The sequence below is a fragment of the Streptomyces sp. NPDC104381 genome (assembly GCF_055583745.1).
The window spans coordinates 404,851-422,861 of record NZ_JBVJNK010000007.1 but is presented as its reverse complement, the minus strand read 5'-3'; the positions used below and the strand labels follow the sequence as shown (position 1 = coordinate 422,861).

General features: G+C 68.2%; 16 protein-coding genes and 1 tRNA gene. 10 read left to right on the top strand and 7 right to left on the bottom strand.

Annotation, left to right across the window (positions count from 1 at the left end; genetic code table 11):
• Nucleotides 1-271 precede the first annotated feature (271 nt).
• The 6 genes from rsmG to rpmH form a co-directional block, all read right to left on the bottom strand.
• Nucleotides 272-988 carry a 16S rRNA (guanine(527)-N(7))-methyltransferase RsmG gene (gene rsmG / locus ACZ607_RS26245; RefSeq protein ID WP_469738382.1) on the bottom strand — a complete coding sequence of 239 codons (717 nt, stop codon included), beginning with the start codon at nt 986-988 and terminating at the stop codon, nt 272-274.
• A 99-nt stretch (nt 989-1,087) separates the two neighbouring features.
• Nucleotides 1,088-1,597, bottom strand: a complete 510-nt coding sequence (locus ACZ607_RS26240; RefSeq protein ID WP_469738380.1) for a Jag family protein — start codon at nt 1,595-1,597, stop codon at nt 1,088-1,090.
• 14 nt (nt 1,598-1,611) lie between these two features.
• A complete protein-coding gene (yidC, locus tag ACZ607_RS26235; protein ID WP_469738378.1) occupies nt 1,612-2,883 on the bottom strand; it encodes a membrane protein insertase YidC in 1,272 nt (423 codons plus the stop codon).
• Between the two features lie 3 nt (nt 2,884-2,886).
• The gene (yidD, locus tag ACZ607_RS26230; protein ID WP_099173275.1) at nt 2,887-3,246 is read right to left on the bottom strand and encodes a membrane protein insertion efficiency factor YidD; all 360 of its coding nucleotides are present in this window, start codon (nt 3,244-3,246) and stop codon (nt 2,887-2,889) included.
• Nucleotides 3,243-3,614, bottom strand: coding sequence for a ribonuclease P protein component (rnpA, locus tag ACZ607_RS26225; protein WP_469738376.1), 372 nt, complete (start codon nt 3,612-3,614; stop codon nt 3,243-3,245). Before rnpA ends, yidD begins: the two co-directional genes overlap by 4 nt.
• Nucleotides 3,615-3,632: 18 nt before the next feature.
• Complete coding sequence (gene rpmH, locus ACZ607_RS26220) at nt 3,633-3,770, bottom strand: 50S ribosomal protein L34 (RefSeq protein WP_014047156.1); 138 nt, start codon at nt 3,768-3,770, stop codon at nt 3,633-3,635.
• 381 nt (nt 3,771-4,151) lie between these two features.
• On the opposite strand from rpmH, the gene dnaA reads away from it, so the two are divergent.
• The 9 genes from dnaA to ACZ607_RS26175 all read left to right on the top strand — a co-directional run bounded on the left by dnaA (nt 4,152) and on the right by ACZ607_RS26175 (nt 16,851).
• A complete protein-coding gene (gene dnaA / locus ACZ607_RS26215; protein WP_469738374.1) occupies nt 4,152-5,939 on the top strand; it encodes a chromosomal replication initiator protein DnaA in 1,788 nt (595 codons plus the stop codon).
• A 975-nt stretch (nt 5,940-6,914) separates the two neighbouring features.
• Complete coding sequence (gene dnaN / locus ACZ607_RS26210) at nt 6,915-8,045, top strand: DNA polymerase III subunit beta (protein WP_033296764.1); 1,131 nt, start codon at nt 6,915-6,917, stop codon at nt 8,043-8,045.
• A 145-nt stretch (nt 8,046-8,190) separates the two neighbouring features.
• Nucleotides 8,191-9,069 carry a phosphogluconate dehydrogenase (NAD(+)-dependent, decarboxylating) gene (gene gnd / locus ACZ607_RS26205; protein WP_383112766.1) on the top strand — a complete coding sequence of 293 codons (879 nt, stop codon included), beginning with the start codon at nt 8,191-8,193 and terminating at the stop codon, nt 9,067-9,069.
• A 76-nt stretch (nt 9,070-9,145) separates the two neighbouring features.
• A complete protein-coding gene (gene recF, locus ACZ607_RS26200; RefSeq protein WP_469738371.1) occupies nt 9,146-10,276 on the top strand; it encodes a DNA replication/repair protein RecF in 1,131 nt (376 codons plus the stop codon).
• A gap of 80 nt (nt 10,277-10,356) precedes the next feature.
• Entirely contained in the window at nt 10,357-10,860 is a 504-nt protein-coding gene (locus ACZ607_RS26195) for a DciA family protein (protein WP_469738552.1), read from the top strand.
• A gap of 403 nt (nt 10,861-11,263) precedes the next feature.
• Nucleotides 11,264-13,333, top strand: coding sequence for a DNA topoisomerase (ATP-hydrolyzing) subunit B (gene gyrB / locus ACZ607_RS26190; RefSeq protein WP_469738369.1), 2,070 nt, complete (start codon nt 11,264-11,266; stop codon nt 13,331-13,333).
• A gap of 52 nt (nt 13,334-13,385) precedes the next feature.
• On the top strand, nt 13,386-16,013 hold the full coding sequence (gyrA, locus tag ACZ607_RS26185; protein WP_469738367.1) for a DNA gyrase subunit A: 2,628 nt from the start codon (nt 13,386-13,388) through the stop codon (nt 16,011-16,013).
• A gap of 93 nt (nt 16,014-16,106) precedes the next feature.
• Nucleotides 16,107-16,703: a DUF3566 domain-containing protein gene (locus ACZ607_RS26180; RefSeq protein WP_099173282.1), complete on the top strand. Its 597-nt coding sequence runs from the start codon at nt 16,107-16,109 to the stop codon at nt 16,701-16,703.
• Between the two features lie 71 nt (nt 16,704-16,774).
• Nucleotides 16,775-16,851: transfer RNA gene (locus ACZ607_RS26175), tRNA-Ile, on the top strand.
• A 309-nt stretch (nt 16,852-17,160) separates the two neighbouring features.
• On the opposite strand, the gene ACZ607_RS26170 is transcribed toward ACZ607_RS26175, so the two are convergent.
• Nucleotides 17,161-17,520: a DUF6344 domain-containing protein gene (locus ACZ607_RS26170; protein WP_099173283.1), complete on the bottom strand. Its 360-nt coding sequence runs from the start codon at nt 17,518-17,520 to the stop codon at nt 17,161-17,163.
• Nucleotides 17,521-17,802: 282 nt separating this feature from the next.
• On the opposite strand from ACZ607_RS26170, the gene ACZ607_RS26165 reads away from it, so the two are divergent.
• Nucleotides 17,803-17,937, top strand: coding sequence for a DLW-39 family protein (locus tag ACZ607_RS26165; protein WP_003958712.1), 135 nt, complete (start codon nt 17,803-17,805; stop codon nt 17,935-17,937).
• Nucleotides 17,938-18,011: the final 74 nt, after the last annotated feature.

The window sequence follows — 18,011 nt, the reverse complement described above, 5'->3', positions numbered from 1 at the left end:
TTCTGTGGATGAATCCGGTTCTGTGGACAACTCGGTAACCCTCACGGGCTTGCGGTCGCGCGGCGCGGCAGCCGCACGACCGCGACCGATGATTCCCTGCAACAGAGAGCGACGTTTCACGTGAAACACGATGCCCCCGCAGTACAGCGGCAGGGTCCCGACACTCCGCAGGCGGGACATATCGCTGCTTGCATGGAGCATCTGCGCAAAAAGGCCAGAAGAGTATCAGGAGATACAAAGGGGACTGGCCGAGCTTCCGCCCGGCCCGCACTCATCGACGACGGCGCGTCCGGCCCACCCGTGCGGCCTTGGCCCGCTTTGCGGCGAACCTCACACCGCCGGGGCTCTCTCCGACCGTCACACGCACCACGGTGGACGTCGGATCAACCAGGCCCTCACCGACGTGCAGCACCTCGGTCTCCACCACTCCGAGCTTGCTCAGAGCGGCACGCGCCCCTTGGATCTCCTCCTCGGCGGTGCCTCCCTTGAGCGCCAGCATCTCCCCGTACGGGCGGAGCAGAGGAACTCCCCAGCCGGCGAGCCGGTCGAGCGGGGCAACCGCCCGAGCCGTCACCACATGGACGGGCTGCAGCGTCCCGAGCACCTCTTCGGCCCGGCCACGGACGACGGTCACATGATCCAGCCCCAGGAGCTCGACGACCTCCTGGAGGAAGTTCGTGCGGCGCAGCAGCGGCTCAAGGAGCGTGATCTTCAGGTCGGGGCGCACCAGGGCCAGCGGAATCCCGGGAAGACCGGCCCCCGAACCCACATCGCACACCGTGACACCCTCGGGAACCACCTCGGAGAGCACCGCACAGTTCAGCAGGTGGCGCTCCCACAGGCGAGGCACCTCGCGCGGACCGATCAGTCCTCGCTTGACGCCCGCGTCCGCGAGCAGCTCCGCGTACCTGACAGCCTCCGGAAAGAACTCACCGAATACCGCCTGCGCCTCCTTGGGCGCCTGAGGGAGCTCTGCTTCCTCCGTCACGGGGACCGTCCTTCCGTACCGCACTAGCACGCTGACTATCAGGCTGACAAAGATCGGCCCCGCCTGCGAACAGACGGGGCCGACAGTACAAGGATCCGGTCAGGCCGGGAGAACGACGACGAAGCGCTGCGGCTCCTCGCCCTCGGACTCACTGCGCAGACCTGCTGCCGCTACGGCGTCGTGCACGACCTTGCGCTCGAACGGCGTCATCGGCTCCAGCTTCACCGGCTCGCCCGAGCTCTTGGCCTCATCTGCGGCCTTCGCACCGAGCGCCGCGAGAACCTCACGCTTCTTCGCGCGGAAGCCGGCGATGTCCAGCATCAGGCGGCTGCGGTCACCGGTCTCACGGTGGACGGCCAGGCGAGTCAGCTCCTGGAGCGCCTCCAGCACCTCACCATCGCGGCCCACGAGCTTCTGCAGGTCACGCGCGGAGTCGCTGATGATCGAGACCGCTGCGCGGTCCGCCTCCACATCCATGTCGATGTCGCCGTCGAGGTCGGCGATGTCGAGCAGGCCTTCGAGGTAGTCAGCCGCGATCTCCCCCTCCTGCTCGAGGCGGGTCAGGGTGTCGCTGCCCTCAGCGGCCTTGGTGGTGGTGCCTTCCGTCACGGATGGACTCCTTCTTACTTCTTGGACGGGTGCTTGGGCCGCTGCGGGCCGCCCTTGCGCTGCCCGGACTTGGCTTGGCGTGAGGAGCCGGACGCGGCGGACTTGCCCGCCGGCTTCGGCTTGTCGTCCTGCGATGCGTCCTGCTTCTCCAGCGACGTCTTGGACTCCGAGCCGGTGGAGCCGGAGCTCTTCGCCGTGGCGGACCCTGTGGCCGCGGTGTGACGCTTCGCCTTGGTCTGGCGCTTGGGCTGCTGCCGCTTGGCCGCAGCACCGCCCTCCGCCTCGAGCACGGCGGTGTCGCTCTTCTCCACCGTTCCGTCCTCCTGGGCGGCGAGTCCCAGCTTGCTCAGACCGGTGATGAACTTGCGCTCGATGTCGTTGCGGTCGGGACCCTTGGCGACGATCCGCTTGACGGTGTTGCGCCGGGTCCTGCCGCGCACCTCGCCATGGGCGGTCACGCTCTTCAGCAGGCGGTTCAGGTACTGGTCCTGCGCCTTGCTGCCCGGGGTGGGGTTCTGGTTGATCACGTACATCTGCTGACCCATGGTCCAGACGTTCGTGGTCAGCCAGTACACGAGGACACCGACGGGGAAGTTGATGCCCATGACGGCGAAGATCACCGGGAAGATGTACATCAGCATCTTCTGCTGCTGCATGTACGGGGTCTTGACCGTCAGGTCGACGTTCTTCGTCATCAGCTGGCGCTGCGTGAAGAACTGCGACGCGGACATCATCACGATCATGATCGCGGTCACGACACGGACGTCGGTCAGGGAGGCGCCCAGCGCCTGCACCTTCTCCTCGCTGTCCATGAACTTCGCGGCCAGCGGGGCACCGAAGATGTGGGCCTGACGGGCGCTGTCCAGCAGCGGCTGGTCGATGACGCCGATCGTCTTGCCGGAGGCGATGGCCGAGAGCACGTGATACAGGGCGAAGAAGAACGGTGACTGCGCCAGGATGGGAAGGCACGAGGAGAGCGGGTTGGTACCCGTCTCCTTGTACAGCTTCATCATCTCTTCGGACTGACGCTGCTTGTCGTTCTTGTAGCGCTCCTGGATCGCCTTCATCTTCGGCTGGAGCACCTGCATGTTGCGGGTCGACTTGATCTGCTTCACGAAAAGCGGGATCAGGCAGATCCGGATCAAGACCACCAGGGACACGATGGACAGGCCCCAGGCCCACCCCGTGTCATCGCCGAAGAGCGCTCCGTACAGCTTGTGGAACTGGACGATGACCCATGAGACAGGTGTGGTGATAAAGCTGAACAGACTGGCAATCGTGTCCACTAATCAGGCTCCTTGAGCTTTGGGCGAGGTCTCTGTGGCCGGGCTCAGGGGTTCGGAGACCGACCCCCCGGAAGGCACATCGGCGGCGGAGTCCCCGCCCTTGCCGCCACGCACACAGTTGCGCAGCATTTCGTGCCAACGCGGACGTTTGCGTGGCGGTACGTAGTCCACGCCGCCGGGTGACCACGGATTGCACCGCAGGATGCGCCAAGCGGTCAGCGCTGTTCCCTTGATCGCACCGTGCCGGTCGATCGCCGTATATCCATAGTGGGAACACGACGGGTAGTAGCGGCAGACGGGCCCCAGAAGCGGGCTGATCGTCCACTGGTACAGCTTGATGAGAGCCAGCAGCGGGTACTTCATCGCGCGCCCCCTCCCAGCAGCCGCTGAAGGGCGGCGTCCAGGTCTCGGGCCAGCTGTGCATGGTCGGCGTCGCCCGATCCGGGCAGCGCTCGTACGACAACAAGGCTACCGGGGGGCAGCTGAGCAAGCCGATCGCGGACCAGATGGCGAAGCCTGCGCTTCACCGCGGTGCGGACGACTGCTCCACCCACTGCCTTGCTGACAACGAAACCCGCACGCGGCGGGGGAGCACTCTCCCCTGTCACGTGCGGGTCCGTAACACCGCTGCGTAGATGTACGACGAGGAGCGGGCGACCGGCCCGACGTCCCCGGCGTACAGCGGCCGCGAAGTCCTCGCGCCGCCTCAGCCGATTCTCGGTAGGCAGCACGTCATGACCTGGCCGCGATCAGGCGGACAGGTTGGCGCGACCCTTGCCACGGCGGTTCGCGAGAATCGCGCGGCCGGCACGGGTACGCATGCGCAGGCGGAAGCCATGGGTCTTGGCGCGACGACGATTGTTCGGCTGGAAGGTGCGCTTGCTCACTCGGGGGCTCCAGAAATGATTCGTGTGTTGGCGGGACATCGCCTGGCTGTCACCGTGCGCCCACGAGGAACTCGCGTAAACGCCTTAGTGCACCGCTTCACAATCACAGATCGTGATGTTTGCCCATCGGAGGCAGGCGGCAGCAGCCATCGACAACTCGACCTGGTCACGGTACGCGCGGCTACGCCATCCGGTCAAACCAGCTCCGAGCGACCCCCTGCTGTACACAGCCTGTGGACAACAACTTGAACCGCGCGGGTCGGCCTGACTACCGTGGCTGAACTCCGGTTCTTTTCCTTCCTCCCTGCCGGGCCTCACCCGACCCGACCCATCCCGTCCCGAGAAGCACACATTCGTGGGACATGCGAGAGAGCGTGCCTTGTGGCTGACGTACCTGCCGATCTTGCCGCAGTGTGGCCGCGAGTGCTGGAACAACTCCTCGGGGAGGGCCAGCAGGGCATCGAGCCGAAGGACAAACAGTGGATCGAGCGCTGTCAGCCCCTGGCACTCGTCGCCGACACCGCGCTGCTGGCCGTACCCAACGAGTGGGGCAAGCGTGTCCTCGAAGGCCGGCTCGCGCCGCTGATCAGCGAGACGCTCACCCGTGAGTGCGGCCGGCCGATCCGGATCGCGATCACGGTCGACGATTCCGCGGGAGAGCCTCCCGCCCCGCCCGCGCCTCCGATGCACCAGCCCCACCAGGGACAGCAGTCCCACCGCTATCAGGGCCCGCAGCACGACGAACCCCCGCGCAACGACGGGTACGACGGCTACGGCCCCCGGTCCTCGGACGACGGCATGCCGACGGCCCGCCCGGCCTACCCGGACTACCAGCCGCACCGACCCGAGCCCGGCGCCTGGCCCCGCACCCAGGAGGACCTCTCCTGGCAGCCCCGGCACGGCGGCTACCAGGACCGCGACCCGTACGCGAGCCCGCGCCCGCAGCAGCCGCAGCACGACTACCGTCCGCAGCAGCCCGAGCACCAGGGCTACGAGCAGCAGCGGGACAGCCGCGACCACCACGATCTCCAGGACCAGCAGCAGCCCCAGCACCGCCAGGGCGGTCCCGGCACCGGCCGGGCCGGCGGCGGCCCCATGGGGACGCAGTCCGCACCCCCGCCGGGGACCGGTGAACCGCACGCCCGGCTGAACCCGAAGTACCTCTTCGACACCTTCGTCATCGGGGCGTCCAACCGTTTCGCGCACGCGGCCGCGGTCGCCGTCGCCGAGGCGCCCGCGAAGGCGTACAACCCCCTCTTCATCTATGGGGAGTCGGGGCTCGGCAAGACCCACCTGCTGCACGCCATCGGGCACTACGCGCGCAGCCTCTACCCGGGCACCCGGGTGCGGTACGTGAGCTCCGAGGAGTTCACCAACGAGTTCATCAACTCGATCCGCGACGGCAAGGGCGACACCTTCCGCAAGCGCTACCGGGACGTGGACATCCTCCTGGTCGACGACATCCAGTTCCTGGCGAGCAAGGAGTCGACGCAGGAGGAGTTCTTCCACACCTTCAACACGCTCCACAACGCCAACAAGCAGATCGTGCTGTCCTCGGACCGGCCGCCCAAGCAGCTGGTGACGCTGGAGGACCGGCTGCGCAACCGGTTCGAGTGGGGCCTCACCACCGATGTCCAGCCGCCGGAGCTGGAGACGCGTATCGCGATCCTCCGCAAGAAGGCCGTGCAGGAGCAGCTCAACGCCCCGCCCGAGGTACTCGAGTTCATCGCCTCCCGCATCTCGCGCAACATCCGTGAGCTGGAGGGCGCTCTGATCCGCGTGACCGCCTTCGCGAGCCTGAACAGGCAGCCGGTGGACCTCGGCCTGACCGAGATCGTGCTCAAGGACCTGATCCCGGGCGGTGAGGACTCGGCACCCGAGATCACCGCGCCGGCCATCATGGCGGCGACCGCGGACTACTTCGGCCTGACGGTGGAGGATCTCTGCGGATCCTCGCGCAGCCGCGTCCTGGTGACGGCGCGCCAGATCGCCATGTACCTGTGCCGTGAGCTGACGGATCTCTCCCTGCCCAAGATCGGCGCCCAGTTCGGCGGGCGCGACCACACCACGGTCATGCACGCCGACCGGAAGATCCGCGCGCTGATGGCGGAGAGGCGCTCCATCTACAACCAGGTCACCGAGCTCACCAACCGCATCAAGAACGGCTGACGAGCAGGACAGCGGCCGGGAGAGAACCCGCCGCACAGCGCACTCCGGGCGCCCCGGGAGGACCGTACGTCGTCCTCATGGGGCGCCCTTCGTCGTCCTGGAGCCACTGACAGCGCCCTCCGCAGCGGCCTCGGAGCGCCTCTCGGAACCGCTCCACGCCCTCGTTCGGTCCCGTGCCGACTGTGTACGGGGCGGGGGAGTCCCCAGGGAGTGTTCGAATACGGGCCCTGATCAGGCCCTTCTCCACAGAAGTGCGAGGAATGGGGCGTCCACAGCCTGGGGACTGTGAAGTTGTCCAGATTGCGTCCACAGGGTCTGCTGCCGATACTCCATCAGGCCAGGTCACATGCCTGGGGATTTGTGGTCAACAGTGATCCACAGCCTGTGGACAGATTTTTCGTCCACAGGGCCGCGATGATGTTGTCCACCGGCGACCCACAGGCTCGGCCCGGTTGTCCCCAGCTTCTCCACACCTCTGTCCACTGTTCGGCAACCCGACACCGCCTTTCACTGCCCAGAGTGAAAGGCGTCACACGAGGACCGTTGGTTGAGCTGTGGGGAACGTGGGTAAAGCTGGGGACAGGCTTGGGGAGAAGTCGCCCCGCCCTGTGCATCGGGTGTGCAGAACTTTCGCGTGTCCACAGAAACGCAAGGTTGTCCACCGGTGCCACCCACAGGGTCGGTGGACAAAAAACGGCTTCTGACCTGGGGAAACGACGTTATCCACGGTTTCCACAGGGCCTACTACTACTACCACTCAGAGTTAGCCAGGAATCCGCTTCGAAGTGGGGCCTGTGCACAACTCGAGCGGCGAGCTCGGCGAACCTCTTGGCGCGACTTGACCCCGAGCAGCAACGAGTGTCGGCGCCGTACGTCAGACTGGACCCCGGCGGTGACCCCAGTCCCTCGGCGGGGAGCCCCGATCAGACGACGAAGGCCAGCAGGGCGAGCGAGCAACAGCAGGAGGCGGTTCCGGTGAAGATCCGGGTGGAGCGCGATGTACTCGCGGAGGCGGTGGCCTGGGTGGCCCGCAGCCTCCCGGCCCGTCCGCCGGCGCCCGTTCTCGCGGGCCTTCTGCTGAAGGCCGAGGACGGAGCCCTCAGCTTCTCGAGCTTCGACTACGAGGTCTCGGCCAAGGTCTCCGTGGACGCGGAGGTCGAGGAGGACGGCACGGTGCTCGTCTCCGGCCGCCTGCTCGCCGACATCTGCCGTGCCCTGCCCAACAGGCCGGTGGAGATCTCCACGGACGGTGTACGGGCGACCGTGGTCTGCGGCTCCTCGCGGTTCACCCTCCACACACTGCCTGTGGAGGAATACCCGGCACTGCCGCAGATGCCGACCGCCACCGGCACCGTCCCCGGTGAGGTCTTCGCCTCGGCCGCCGCCCAGGTCGCCATCGCGGCCGGACGTGACGACACCCTTCCCGTCCTGACCGGTGTCCGGATCGAGATCGAGGGCGACACGGTCACCCTCGCGTCGACCGACCGCTACCGCTTCGCGGTCCGCGAGTTCCTGTGGAAGCCGGAGAACCCCGACGCCTCGGCCGTGGCCCTGGTGCCCGCCAAGACGCTCCTGGACACCGCCAAGGCGCTGACCAGCGGTGACACGGTGACGCTGGCGCTGTCCGGCTCCGGTGCGGGCGAAGGGCTCATCGGTTTCGAGGGCGCGGGCCGGCGTACGACCACGCGACTGCTCGAAGGCGATCTCCCGAAGTACCGGACGCTCTTCCCCACCGAGTTCAACTCGGTCGCGGTCATCGAGACCGCCCCGTTCGTCGAGGCCGTCAAGCGTGTGGCCCTCGTCGCCGAGCGCAACACCCCGGTGCGGCTCAGCTTCGAGCAGGGTGTGCTCATCCTGGAGGCCGGTTCCAGCGACGACGCACAGGCTGTGGAGCGCGTCGACGCGGTGCTGGAGGGCGACGACATCTCGATCGCCTTCAACCCGACCTTCCTGCTGGACGGGCTCAGCGCCATCGACTCCCCGGTCGCGCAGCTCTCCTTCACGACGTCGACCAAGCCCGCCCTGCTCAGCGGCCGGCCGGCCGTCGACGCGGAGGCGGACGACGCCTACAAGTACCTGATCATGCCGGTCCGCCTCTCGGGCTGATCCGGCCGGTCGTCCCTGTCATGGCAGCTTCCGGCGGGCAGCTCAGCGCAGAGCGGGCTCACCGTGCTGCACCCCGCCGTGCTGTCCAGGCCGGGCGTAGGCTCGGTCCTGGGTACGAATCGGCACAACGCTAAAGGAATCTCTGATGGAGCTCGGTCTCGTCGGCCTCGGCAAGATGGGCGGCAACATGCGCGAGCGCATCCGCCGCGCAGGCCACACCGTCATCGGTTACGACCGCAACCCGGACGTCGCCGATGTCCACAGCCTCGAAGAGCTTGTGGGCAAGCTCAAGGGTCCGCGCGTCGTGTGGGTGATGGTCCCGGCCGGTGCCGCGACCCAGTCCACCATCGACGAGCTGGCCGAGCTGCTCTCCCCGGGTGACGTCGTCGTGGACGGCGGCAACTCCCGCTGGACCGACGACGAGAAGCACGCCGTCGAGCTGGGCATCAAGGGCATCGGCTTCGTCGACTGCGGTGTCTCCGGCGGCGTCTGGGGCCTGGAGAACGGCTACGCCCTGATGTACGGCGGCGAGACCGCGAACGTCGAGAAGGTCCAGCCGGTCTTCGACGCCCTCAAGCCCGAGGGTGACTTCGGCTCCGTCCACGCGGGCAAGGTCGGCGCCGGCCACTTCGCCAAGATGGTCCACAACGGCATCGAGTACGCCATGATGCAGGCGTACGCCGAGGGCTGGGAGCTCCTGGAGAAGGTCGACTCCGTCACCGATGTGCGCGAGGTCTTCCGCTCCTGGCAGGAGGGCACGGTCATCCGTTCCTGGCTGCTCGACCTGGCCGTCAACGCCCTGGACGACGACGAGCACCTCGACCAGCTCCGTGGCTTCGCCGCGGACTCGGGCGAGGGCCGGTGGACGGTCGAGGCCGCCATCGACAACGCGGTGCCGCTGCCCGCGATCACCGCGTCCCTGTTCGCGCGCTTCGCCTCGCGCCAGGACGACTCGCCGCAGATGAAGATGATCGCCGCGCTGCGCAACCAGTTCGGCGGCCACGCGGTCGAGAACAAGAAGTAGCCCGCGCGCCGCGGGCGGACAGCCCGCGGCACGGCGGCACACAGAGCAGAACACGCAGTCGGAAGGGTCGGCGACCATGCACGTCACGCATCTCTCGCTGGCTGATTTCCGCTCGTACGCCCGGGTCGAGGTCCCTCTCGATCCGGGCGTCACCGCGTTCGTGGGGGCGAACGGCCAGGGCAAGACCAATCTGGTGGAGGCGGTCGGCTATCTCGCGACGCTCGGCAGCCACCGGGTGTCGTCCGACGCCCCGCTGGTCCGCATGGGCGCGGAGCGCGCCGTCGTACGGGCCGCGGTCACCCAGGGGGAGCGCTCGCAGCTGATCGAGCTCGAGCTCAATCCGGGCCGCGCCAACCGGGCCCGTATCAACAGGTCGTCGCAGGTCAGGCCGCGGGACGTCCTGGGGATAGTGCGGACGGTGCTCTTCGCCCCGGAGGACCTGGCCCTGGTGAAGGGCGATCCGGGAGAGCGCCGGCGCTTCCTGGACGAGCTGATCACGGCGCGGTCCCCCCGCATGGCCGGGGTGCGCTCCGACTACGAGCGGGTGCTGAAGCAGCGCAACACCCTGCTGAAGTCCGCCGCCATGGCCCGCAGGCACGGCGGCCGGTCGATGGACCTGTCCACCCTGGACGTCTGGGACCAGCACCTGGGCCGGGTGGGCGCGGAGCTGCTGGCCCAGCGGCTGGATCTGATCGCCACCCTGCAGCCGTTGGCCGACAAGGCGTACGCGGACGTCGCCCCCGGAGGCGGGCCCGTCACCCTGGAGTACCGCAGCTCGGTCGGTGCCGACGTGGAGCCCGCGCGCACCCGCGAGGAGCTGTACGAGCAGGTGATGGCGGCCCTGGCCCAGGCGCGCAAGCAGGAGATCGAGCGCGGGGTGACCCTGGTCGGCCCGCACCGGGACGACCTGGTGCTCGGCCTGCGCTCCATGCCGGCCAAGGGGTACGCGAGCCACGGTGAGTCCTGGTCGTACGCCTTGGCGCTGCGGCTGGCCTCGTACGACCTGCTGCGCACCGAGGGCAACGAGCCGGTGCTGGTGCTCGACGACGTCTTCGCCGAGCTGGACGCCCGCCGCCGGGAGCGGCTGGCGGAGCTGGTGGCCCCCGGTGAGCAGGTGCTGGTGACGGCGGCCGTGGACGACGACGTCCCGGGCGTGCTGGCGGGCGCCCGGTACGCGGTGTCCGCCGGAGCGGTGGAGCGGCTGTGAGCGGCGCGGCCGGACAGGACGGCCCCGGTCAGGATCCGGCCGGCCGCGGTCCCGGCCCGGGACCGGCGAAGCAGCCGGAGGTGTCGGGTGTGGACCTGGCACGGGTGGCCCTGCGCGCGGCGAAGGAGCAGGCCCGCGCCCGGGGCGCCGCGGCGCAGCAGAAGAACCAGGCGCGCAGGGGAGGCGGACTGCGTTCGGGGGCCCGATCCGACGGCCGTGACCCGCTGCCGCTGGGTTCGGCGATCAACCGGCTGATCACCGAGCGGGGCTGGGAGACCCCGGCCGCCGTCGGCGGTGTGATGGGCCGCTGGCCGCAGATCGTCGGCGACGACCTGGCCAACCACTGTGTGCCCGTGCGGTACGACGAGGACCCGGCCGAGCGGGTTCTGACCGTGCAGTGCGACTCGACGGCGTGGGCGACGCAGCTCCGGCTGCTGGCACCGCAGCTGGTGGCCCGGCTGAACGCGGATCTGGGCCAGGGCACCGTACGGATGATCAAGGTGCTCGGTCCTGGCGGTCCGCAGCGCAGATTCGGCCCTCTCCGGACTCCCGGGAGCAAGGGGCCGGGCGACACCTACGGCTGAGCAGGGCTTTTCCTCATCGGGAGCCTTCGGCCCCCGGCCCGCGCCGAGGAAGGCCTCAGCTGCGGTTCACCCGCGTATGTCCCGCTTCGCGGACAGTCCAGGGTTTCCGGTCTGTCCCGTTGTGTGGCGATCTGGTTTGCGCGCGGAACGGGGAGCGTCCCTCACCGTAGCGGGAGGTTGACAGCCCGAAGCGCGCAAAGCCGTCGTGAGCCTCCCGGAGCCCCTTCCCGAATATGGGGAGTCGTCAGCCGCTCATTCAGGGCGGCACATGCGTACTCAGGCACCGGCAAACCCCCATTCATGTCGGCGCTACCGGTAGACTGGTGGACAATCCCGCTTCCTCGCGGGATTCGTCGATACAAGCCGAACGACGCAGCCGCTCCCGCCTGCCGGAGAACGGCCTGTGCTGTGCCAGAAAGGGCGCTTCGTGGCCGATTCCGGCAACCCCAACGAGAACATCCCGTCCACAGCCGGTGAGCCCGGCGAGGTCACCGCCTCGTACGACGCCAGCGCGATCACCGTGCTCGAAGGCCTGGACGCGGTCCGCAAGCGACCCGGTATGTACATCGGGTCGACCGGTGAGCGCGGTCTCCACCACCTCGTGCAAGAGGTTGTCGACAACTCGGTCGACGAGGCCATGGCCGGGCACGCGGACACCATCGACGTCACGATCCTCGCCGACGGCGGGGTGCGTGTGATCGACAACGGTCGCGGTATCCCGGTCGGCATCGTGCCGTCCGAGGGCAAGCCGGCCGTCGAGGTCGTCCTCACCGTGCTGCACGCCGGCGGCAAGTTCGGCGGCGGCGGCTACGCCGTCTCCGGCGGTCTGCACGGCGTCGGCGTCTCCGTCGTCAACGCGCTGTCCACGCGCGTGGCCGTCGAGGTCAAGACGGACGGCTACCGCTGGACCCAGGACTACAAGCTCGGTGTCCCGACCGCCCCGCTGGCCCGTCACGAGGCCACCGAGGAGACGGGGACGACCGTCACCTTCTGGGCCGACGGAGACGTCTTCGAGACCACCGACTACTCCTTCGAGACCCTCTCGCGCCGCTTCCAGGAGATGGCGTTCCTCAACAAGGGGCTCACCCTCAAGCTCACCGACGAGCGGGCGGCGGCGAAGGCCACGGCGGGCGCCGACAGCGCCGAGGTGGTCGACGTCCCCGACGAGGAGTCGACCCGTACGGTCACGTACCACTACGAGAACGGCATCGTCGACTTCGTCAAGTACCTCAACTCCCGCAAGGGAGAGCTGATCCACCAGTCGGTGATCGACATCGAGGCCGAGGACAAGGAGCGCCTCCTCTCGGTCGAGATCGCCATGCAGTGGAACACGCAGTACACCGAGGGCGTCTACTCCTTCGCCAACGCGATCCACACGCATGAGGGCGGTACGCACGAGGAGGGCTTCCGCGCGGCGCTGACCTCGCTGGTCAACCGCTACGCGCGCGACAAGAAGCTGCTGCGCGAGAAGGACGACAACCTCACCGGTGAGGACGTCCGCGAGGGCCTGACGGCGATCATCTCGGTGAAGCTGGGCGAGCCCCAGTTCGAGGGCCAGACGAAGACCAAGCTGGGCAACACCGAGGCGAAGACCTTCGTCCAGAAGGTCGTCCACGAGCAGCTGACGGACTGGTTCGACCGGAACCCCAACGAGGCCGCCGACATCATCCGCAAGGGCATCGCGGCGTCCACGGCCCGTGTGGCGGCCCGCAAGGCCCGTGACCTGACGCGGCGCAAGGGGCTCCTGGAGAGCGCCTCGCTGCCCGGCAAGCTGAGCGACTGCCAGTCCAACGACCCGACGAAGTGCGAGATCTTCATCGTCGAGGGTGACTCCGCCGGTGGTTCGGCGAAGTCCGGCCGTAACCCGATGTACCAGGCCATCCTGCCGATCCGGGGCAAGATCCTGAACGTCGAGAAGGCGCGGATCGACAAGATCCTGCAGAACACCGAGGTCCAGGCGCTGATCTCGGCCTTCGGCACCGGGGTCCACGAGGACTTCGACATCGAGAAGCTCCGCTATCACAAGATCATTCTGATGGCGGACGCCGACGTCGACGGCCAGCACATCAACACCCTGCTGCTGACCTTCCTGTTCCGCTTCATGCGGCCGCTGGTCGAGTCCGGTCACGTGTATCTGTCGCGCCCGCCGCTCTACAAGATCAAGTGGGGCCGTGACGACTTCGAGTACGCGTACTCGGACCGTGAGCGGGACGCCCTGGTGGCGCTCGGCAAGCAGAACGGCAAGCGGATCAAGGAAGACTCGATCCAGCGCTTCAAGGGTCTCGGTGAGATGAACGCCGAGGAGCTGCGCGTCACCACGATGGACGTCGACCACCGTGTGCTGGGCCAGGTCACGCTGGACGACGCGGCGCAGGCCGACGACCTGTTCTCGGTGCTGATGGGTGAGGACGTCGAGGCGCGGCGCTCGTTCATCCAGCGCAACGCCAAGGACGTCCGCTTCCTCGACATCTGAGTCGGCCGTACAAGCAAGCCGCAGCCGCAGCTCGAAAGGACTTTGACCAGCAATGGCCGACGAGAACACCCCTGTGATGCCCGAAGAGGAGCCCGCCGTCCCGGGCGTGGGCATGCGTGTCGAGCCCGTCGGGCTCGAGACGGAGATGCAGCGCTCCTACCTCGACTACGCGATGTCCGTCATCGTGTCGCGTGCGCTGCCCGACGTGCGGGACGGTCTGAAGCCCGTCCACCGCCGGGTGCTGTACGCGATGTACGACGGTGGCTACCGGCCCGAGAAGGGCTTCTACAAGTGCGCCCGCGTCGTCGGTGACGTCATGGGTACGTACCACCCGCACGGCGACTCCTCGATCTACGACGCGCTCGTGCGACTGGCGCAGCACTGGTCGATGCGCATGCCGCTGGTGGACTCCAACGGCAACTTCGGTTCCCCGGGCAACGACCCGGCCGCCGCCATGCGGTACACCGAGTGCAAGATGATGCCGCTGTCCATGGAGATGGTCCGGGACATCGACGAGGAGACCGTCGACTTCCAGGACAACTACGACGGCCGCAACCAGGAGCCGACGGTTCTGCCGGCGCGGTTCCCGAACCTCCTGGTGAACGGTTCCGCGGGCATCGCGGTCGGTATGGCGACCAACATCCCGCCGCACAACCTCCGCGAGGTCGCGGCCGGCGCCCAGTGGTACCTGGAGCACCCGGACGCCTCGCACGAGGAGCTGCTGGACGCCCTCATCGAGCGGATCAAGGGCCCGGACTTCCCGACCGGCGCGCTGGTCGTGGGCCGTAAGGGCATCGAGGAGGCGTACCGCACCGGGCGCGGCTCCATCACGATGCGCGCGGTCGTCGCGGTCGAGGAGATCCAGGGCCGTCAGTGCCTGGTCGTCACGGAGCTCCCGTACCAGACCAACCCGGACAACCTCGCGCAGAAGATCGCCGACCTGGTCAAGGACGGCAAGGTCGGCGGCATCGCGGACGTCCGGGACGAGACGTCCTCGCGTACAGGCCAGCGGCTGGTCGTCGTGCTCAAGCGTGACGCCGTCGCCAAGGTCGTGCTCAACAACCTGTACAAGCACACCGACCTGCAGTCGAACTTCGGCGCGAACATGCTCGCGCTCGTCGACGGGGTGCCGCGCACGCTGTCGATCGACGCGTTCATCCGGCACTGGGTGACGCACCAGATCGAGGTCATCGTCCGGCGCACGAAGTTCCGGCTGCGCAAGGCCGAGGAGCGGGCGCACATCCTGCGCGGTCTGCTCAAGGCGCTGAACGCGATCGAAGAGGTCATCGCGCTCATCCGCCGCAGCAACACCGTGGAGATCGCGCGTGAGGGCCTGATGGGCCTGCTGGAGATCGACGAGATCCAGGCGAACGCGATCCTGGAGATGCAGCTGCGCCGTCTGGCCGCGCTGGAGCACCAGAAGATCACCGCCGAGCACGACGAGCTCCAGGCGAAGATCAACGAGTACAACGAGATCCTGGCCTCGCCCGCGAAGCAGCGTCAGATCGTCAGCGAGGAGCTGGCGGCGCTCGTCGAGAAGTTCGGCGACGACCGGCGCTCCAAGCTGGTCCCCTTCGACGGCGACATGTCGATCGAGGACCTCATCGCCGAGGAAGACATCGTCGTCACGATCTCGCGCGGCGGTTACGTCAAGCGCACCAAGACGGACGACTACCGCTCGCAGAAGCGCGGCGGCAAGGGCGTGCGGGGCACGAAGCTCAGGGAAGACGACATCGTCGACCACTTCTTCGTGTCGACGACGCACCACTGGCTGCTCTTCTTCACGAACAAGGGCCGGGTCTACCGGGCCAAGGCGTACGAGCTGCCGGACGCCGGCCGGGACGCGCGCGGCCAGCACGTCGCGAACCTCCTGGCGTTCCAGCCGGACGAGCAGATCGCGCAGATCCTGGCGATCCGCGACTACGAGGCCGCGCCCTATCTGATCCTGGCCACGAAGGGCGGTCTGGTGAAGAAGACCGCGCTGAAGGACTACGACTCCCCGCGGTCGGGCGGTGTCATCGCGATCAACCTGAGGGAGACCCAGGACGGCAGCGACGACGAACTGATCGGCGCCGAGCTGGTGTCGGCCGAGGACGACCTGCTGCTCGTCAGCAGGAAGGCCCAGTCGATCAGGTTCACCGCGACCGACGACGCACTGCGCCCGATGGGCCGCGCGACGTCGGGCGTGAAGGGCATGAGTTTCCGCGAGGGCGACGAACTGCTCTCGATGAATGTTGTCCGGCCCGGTACGTTCGTGTTCACTGCCACCGACGGCGGGTACGCGAAGCGGACCGCGGTCGACGAGTACCGCGTCCAGGGCCGTGGCGGTCTGGGCATCAAGGCCGCCAAGATCGTCGAGGACCGGGGCTCGCTCGTCGGCGCGCTGGTGGTGGAGGAAGCGGACGAGATCCTCGCCATCACGCTCGGCGGTGGTGTGATTCGTACGCGAGTCAATGAAGTCAGGGAGACGGGCCGTGACACCATGGGCGTCCAACTGATCAATCTGGGCAAGCGTGATGCCGTCGTCGGCATCGCGCGCAACGCCGAGGCCGGTCGTGAGGCCGAAGAGGTCGACGGGACCGATGAGGCCGAAGGCGCCACGGTCGAGGCCGATGCCGCGATCGTGGACGAGGGCACAGCCGAAGGCACGGCGCCTTCGGCCGGGGAGCACGAGGAGTAGAGCGTGAGTGGAGCCACGGGCGCCGGTTCGGCCGCTTCCGGAGCAGGCGCGCACGGCGCCCGTGGCCCTGCCACGGACTCCCAAGGGGGCACTGTGACGGACACTCGGGGACCTCAGCCGCAGTACGAGGGATACGCGACCGGGCCGTTGCCCGGCGAGCGTGAGCCCGCGGCGGGGCAGGCGGGTCCCTACCACCCGCCGCAGGCGTACCAGTCCCCCGCGGGCGGTACGCAGGGCGGCGGCACCCAGGGCGGTGTACAGGGCGTCGGCGGTACGCAGGCGACCCGGCTGCCCCGGACCGGGGCGCGGACGACTCCGCGTACCCGTAAGGCGCGACTGCGGGTGGCCAAGGCCGATCCGTGGTCGGTGATGAAGGTCAGCTTCCTGCTCTCCATCGCGCTGGGCATCTGCACGGTGGTCGCGGCCGCCGTCCTGTGGATGGTGATGGACGCGATGGGCGTCTTCGAGACGGTCGGCGGCACGATCAGCGAGGCCACCGGCTCGAACGAGAGCAACGGCTTCGATCTGCAGTCGTTCCTGTCGCTGCCGCGCGTGCTCATCTTCACCTCGGTCATCGCGGTGATCGACGTGGTGCTGGCCACCGCGCTGGCGACGCTGGGCGCGTTCATCTACAACCTGTCGGCCGGCTTCGTGGGCGGTGTGGAGCTCACTCTCGCCGAGGACGAGTAGGGCGCCGGGTATCGATTTTGGGACTGGCCCCGACGTGCGCTAATCTTCAGAAGTCAGCGCAACAGCGCGGCGGGGCTATAGCTCAGTTGGTTAGAGCGCATCCCTGATAAGGATGAGGCCACAGGTTCAAATCCTGTTAGCCCCACCAGCACGAAGGCCCCTCACCGGAGACGGTGGGGGGCCTTCTGCATGTCCGGGAGAAGCCGTGGGCCGGCGGATGTGACGCGGCCTCGGGCCGGCGGGTGTGACGCGACCCCGAGGGCCCGGCCGTGATCCGGGCGCTCGGGGAGAGAGCCGGGGCGCCCCGTCACGACCCACGAGCGAGGCCGGGCTCCTCCGGGCCGCCCCGGAGGCGGCCCTCTCCTGACCGGCTTCGGCAGGGGCGCGTACGGAGGCACGGAAAAGGCCCCCGCCGGTGTGAACCGGACCAGGGGCCTGGGTGGCGTCAGCGGCGCCGTCAGGGTGGCAGCGGGGCCGAGTCCCCGGCCGGTGTGGCGCTGTGGGCGGAGCGGGCACCGTCCGTCGGGTGCGCGGCGTCCGTGGTGTCGGCGGACAGCTGGCGGGTGGCGGGCGAGGAGCCGTGGGCCTCGGCACGGATGCGCTGCTTCATCGTGGGTGGCAGCGCCCTGTCACGCGGAAGGGTCCATCGCACCGACGGCGTGGTCGCGGTTGCCGGGTTCGCACCCGTGTGCTCGTGGCTCGTGACGGTCGGCTCCGCGGCCGTGGCCTGGGCGGTGGCGAGGCCCAGCGACGCGAGAAGCGCGAAGAAGGCGGTGATGAAGGCGGTCCAGATGCTCTTGACCCTGAAGGTGCTCATGGCCCCTCGCTTTCAGGTGGTCCGGTTTGCTTACCTTTCCGATGATGTGGATCCGGGCCCTGGAAACCGGGACCGACGCCCCCGGTGCGCCGATCTTCCGATGAACACCACTCTTATGGTTCAACCGGCCCGAAAAAGCCGTCCCGGGGGGTGCCGGGGGACCTCGAAAGGGGTCCGGGAGGGGTGGTGTGCGGGTGCCGGGGAGGTCACCGATCGGTATCGGCCGGTGTGTATAGTCGGGCGCCAGAAGTCCCTTACGTCAAGGAAAGACGAGGTCGCGCGGTGAAGAAGCTTCTCCTGGTCGCACTGGCCGCCATCGGCGGGCTCCTCGTGTACCGCCAGATCCAGGCGGATCGCGCCGAGCAGGATCTGTGGACGGAGGCGACCGACTCCGTGCCCGCAGGTTCAGGTGTGTGAGACGGAACAGTCTGCTACAAGCCCCGGTCGCCGAGCGGCCGGGGCTTTCTGCTGCCCGGAACCGCGGCCAGGGG

What these genes read in the sequence shown, in the direction of transcription:
- recF (WP_469738371.1), top strand. Translation starts at nt 9,146, where the DNA reads ATGCACGTCACGCATCTCTCGCTGGCTGATTTCCGCTCGTACGCCCGG.
- ACZ607_RS26170 (WP_099173283.1), bottom strand. Translation starts at nt 17,520, where the DNA reads ATGAGCACCTTCAGGGTCAAGAGCATCTGGACCGCCTTCATCACCGCC.
- yidD (WP_099173275.1), bottom strand. Translation starts at nt 3,246, where the DNA reads ATGAAGTACCCGCTGCTGGCTCTCATCAAGCTGTACCAGTGGACGATC.
- gyrA (WP_469738367.1), top strand. Translation starts at nt 13,386, where the DNA reads ATGGCCGACGAGAACACCCCTGTGATGCCCGAAGAGGAGCCCGCCGTC.
- gnd (WP_383112766.1), top strand. Translation starts at nt 8,191, where the DNA reads ATGGAGCTCGGTCTCGTCGGCCTCGGCAAGATGGGCGGCAACATGCGC.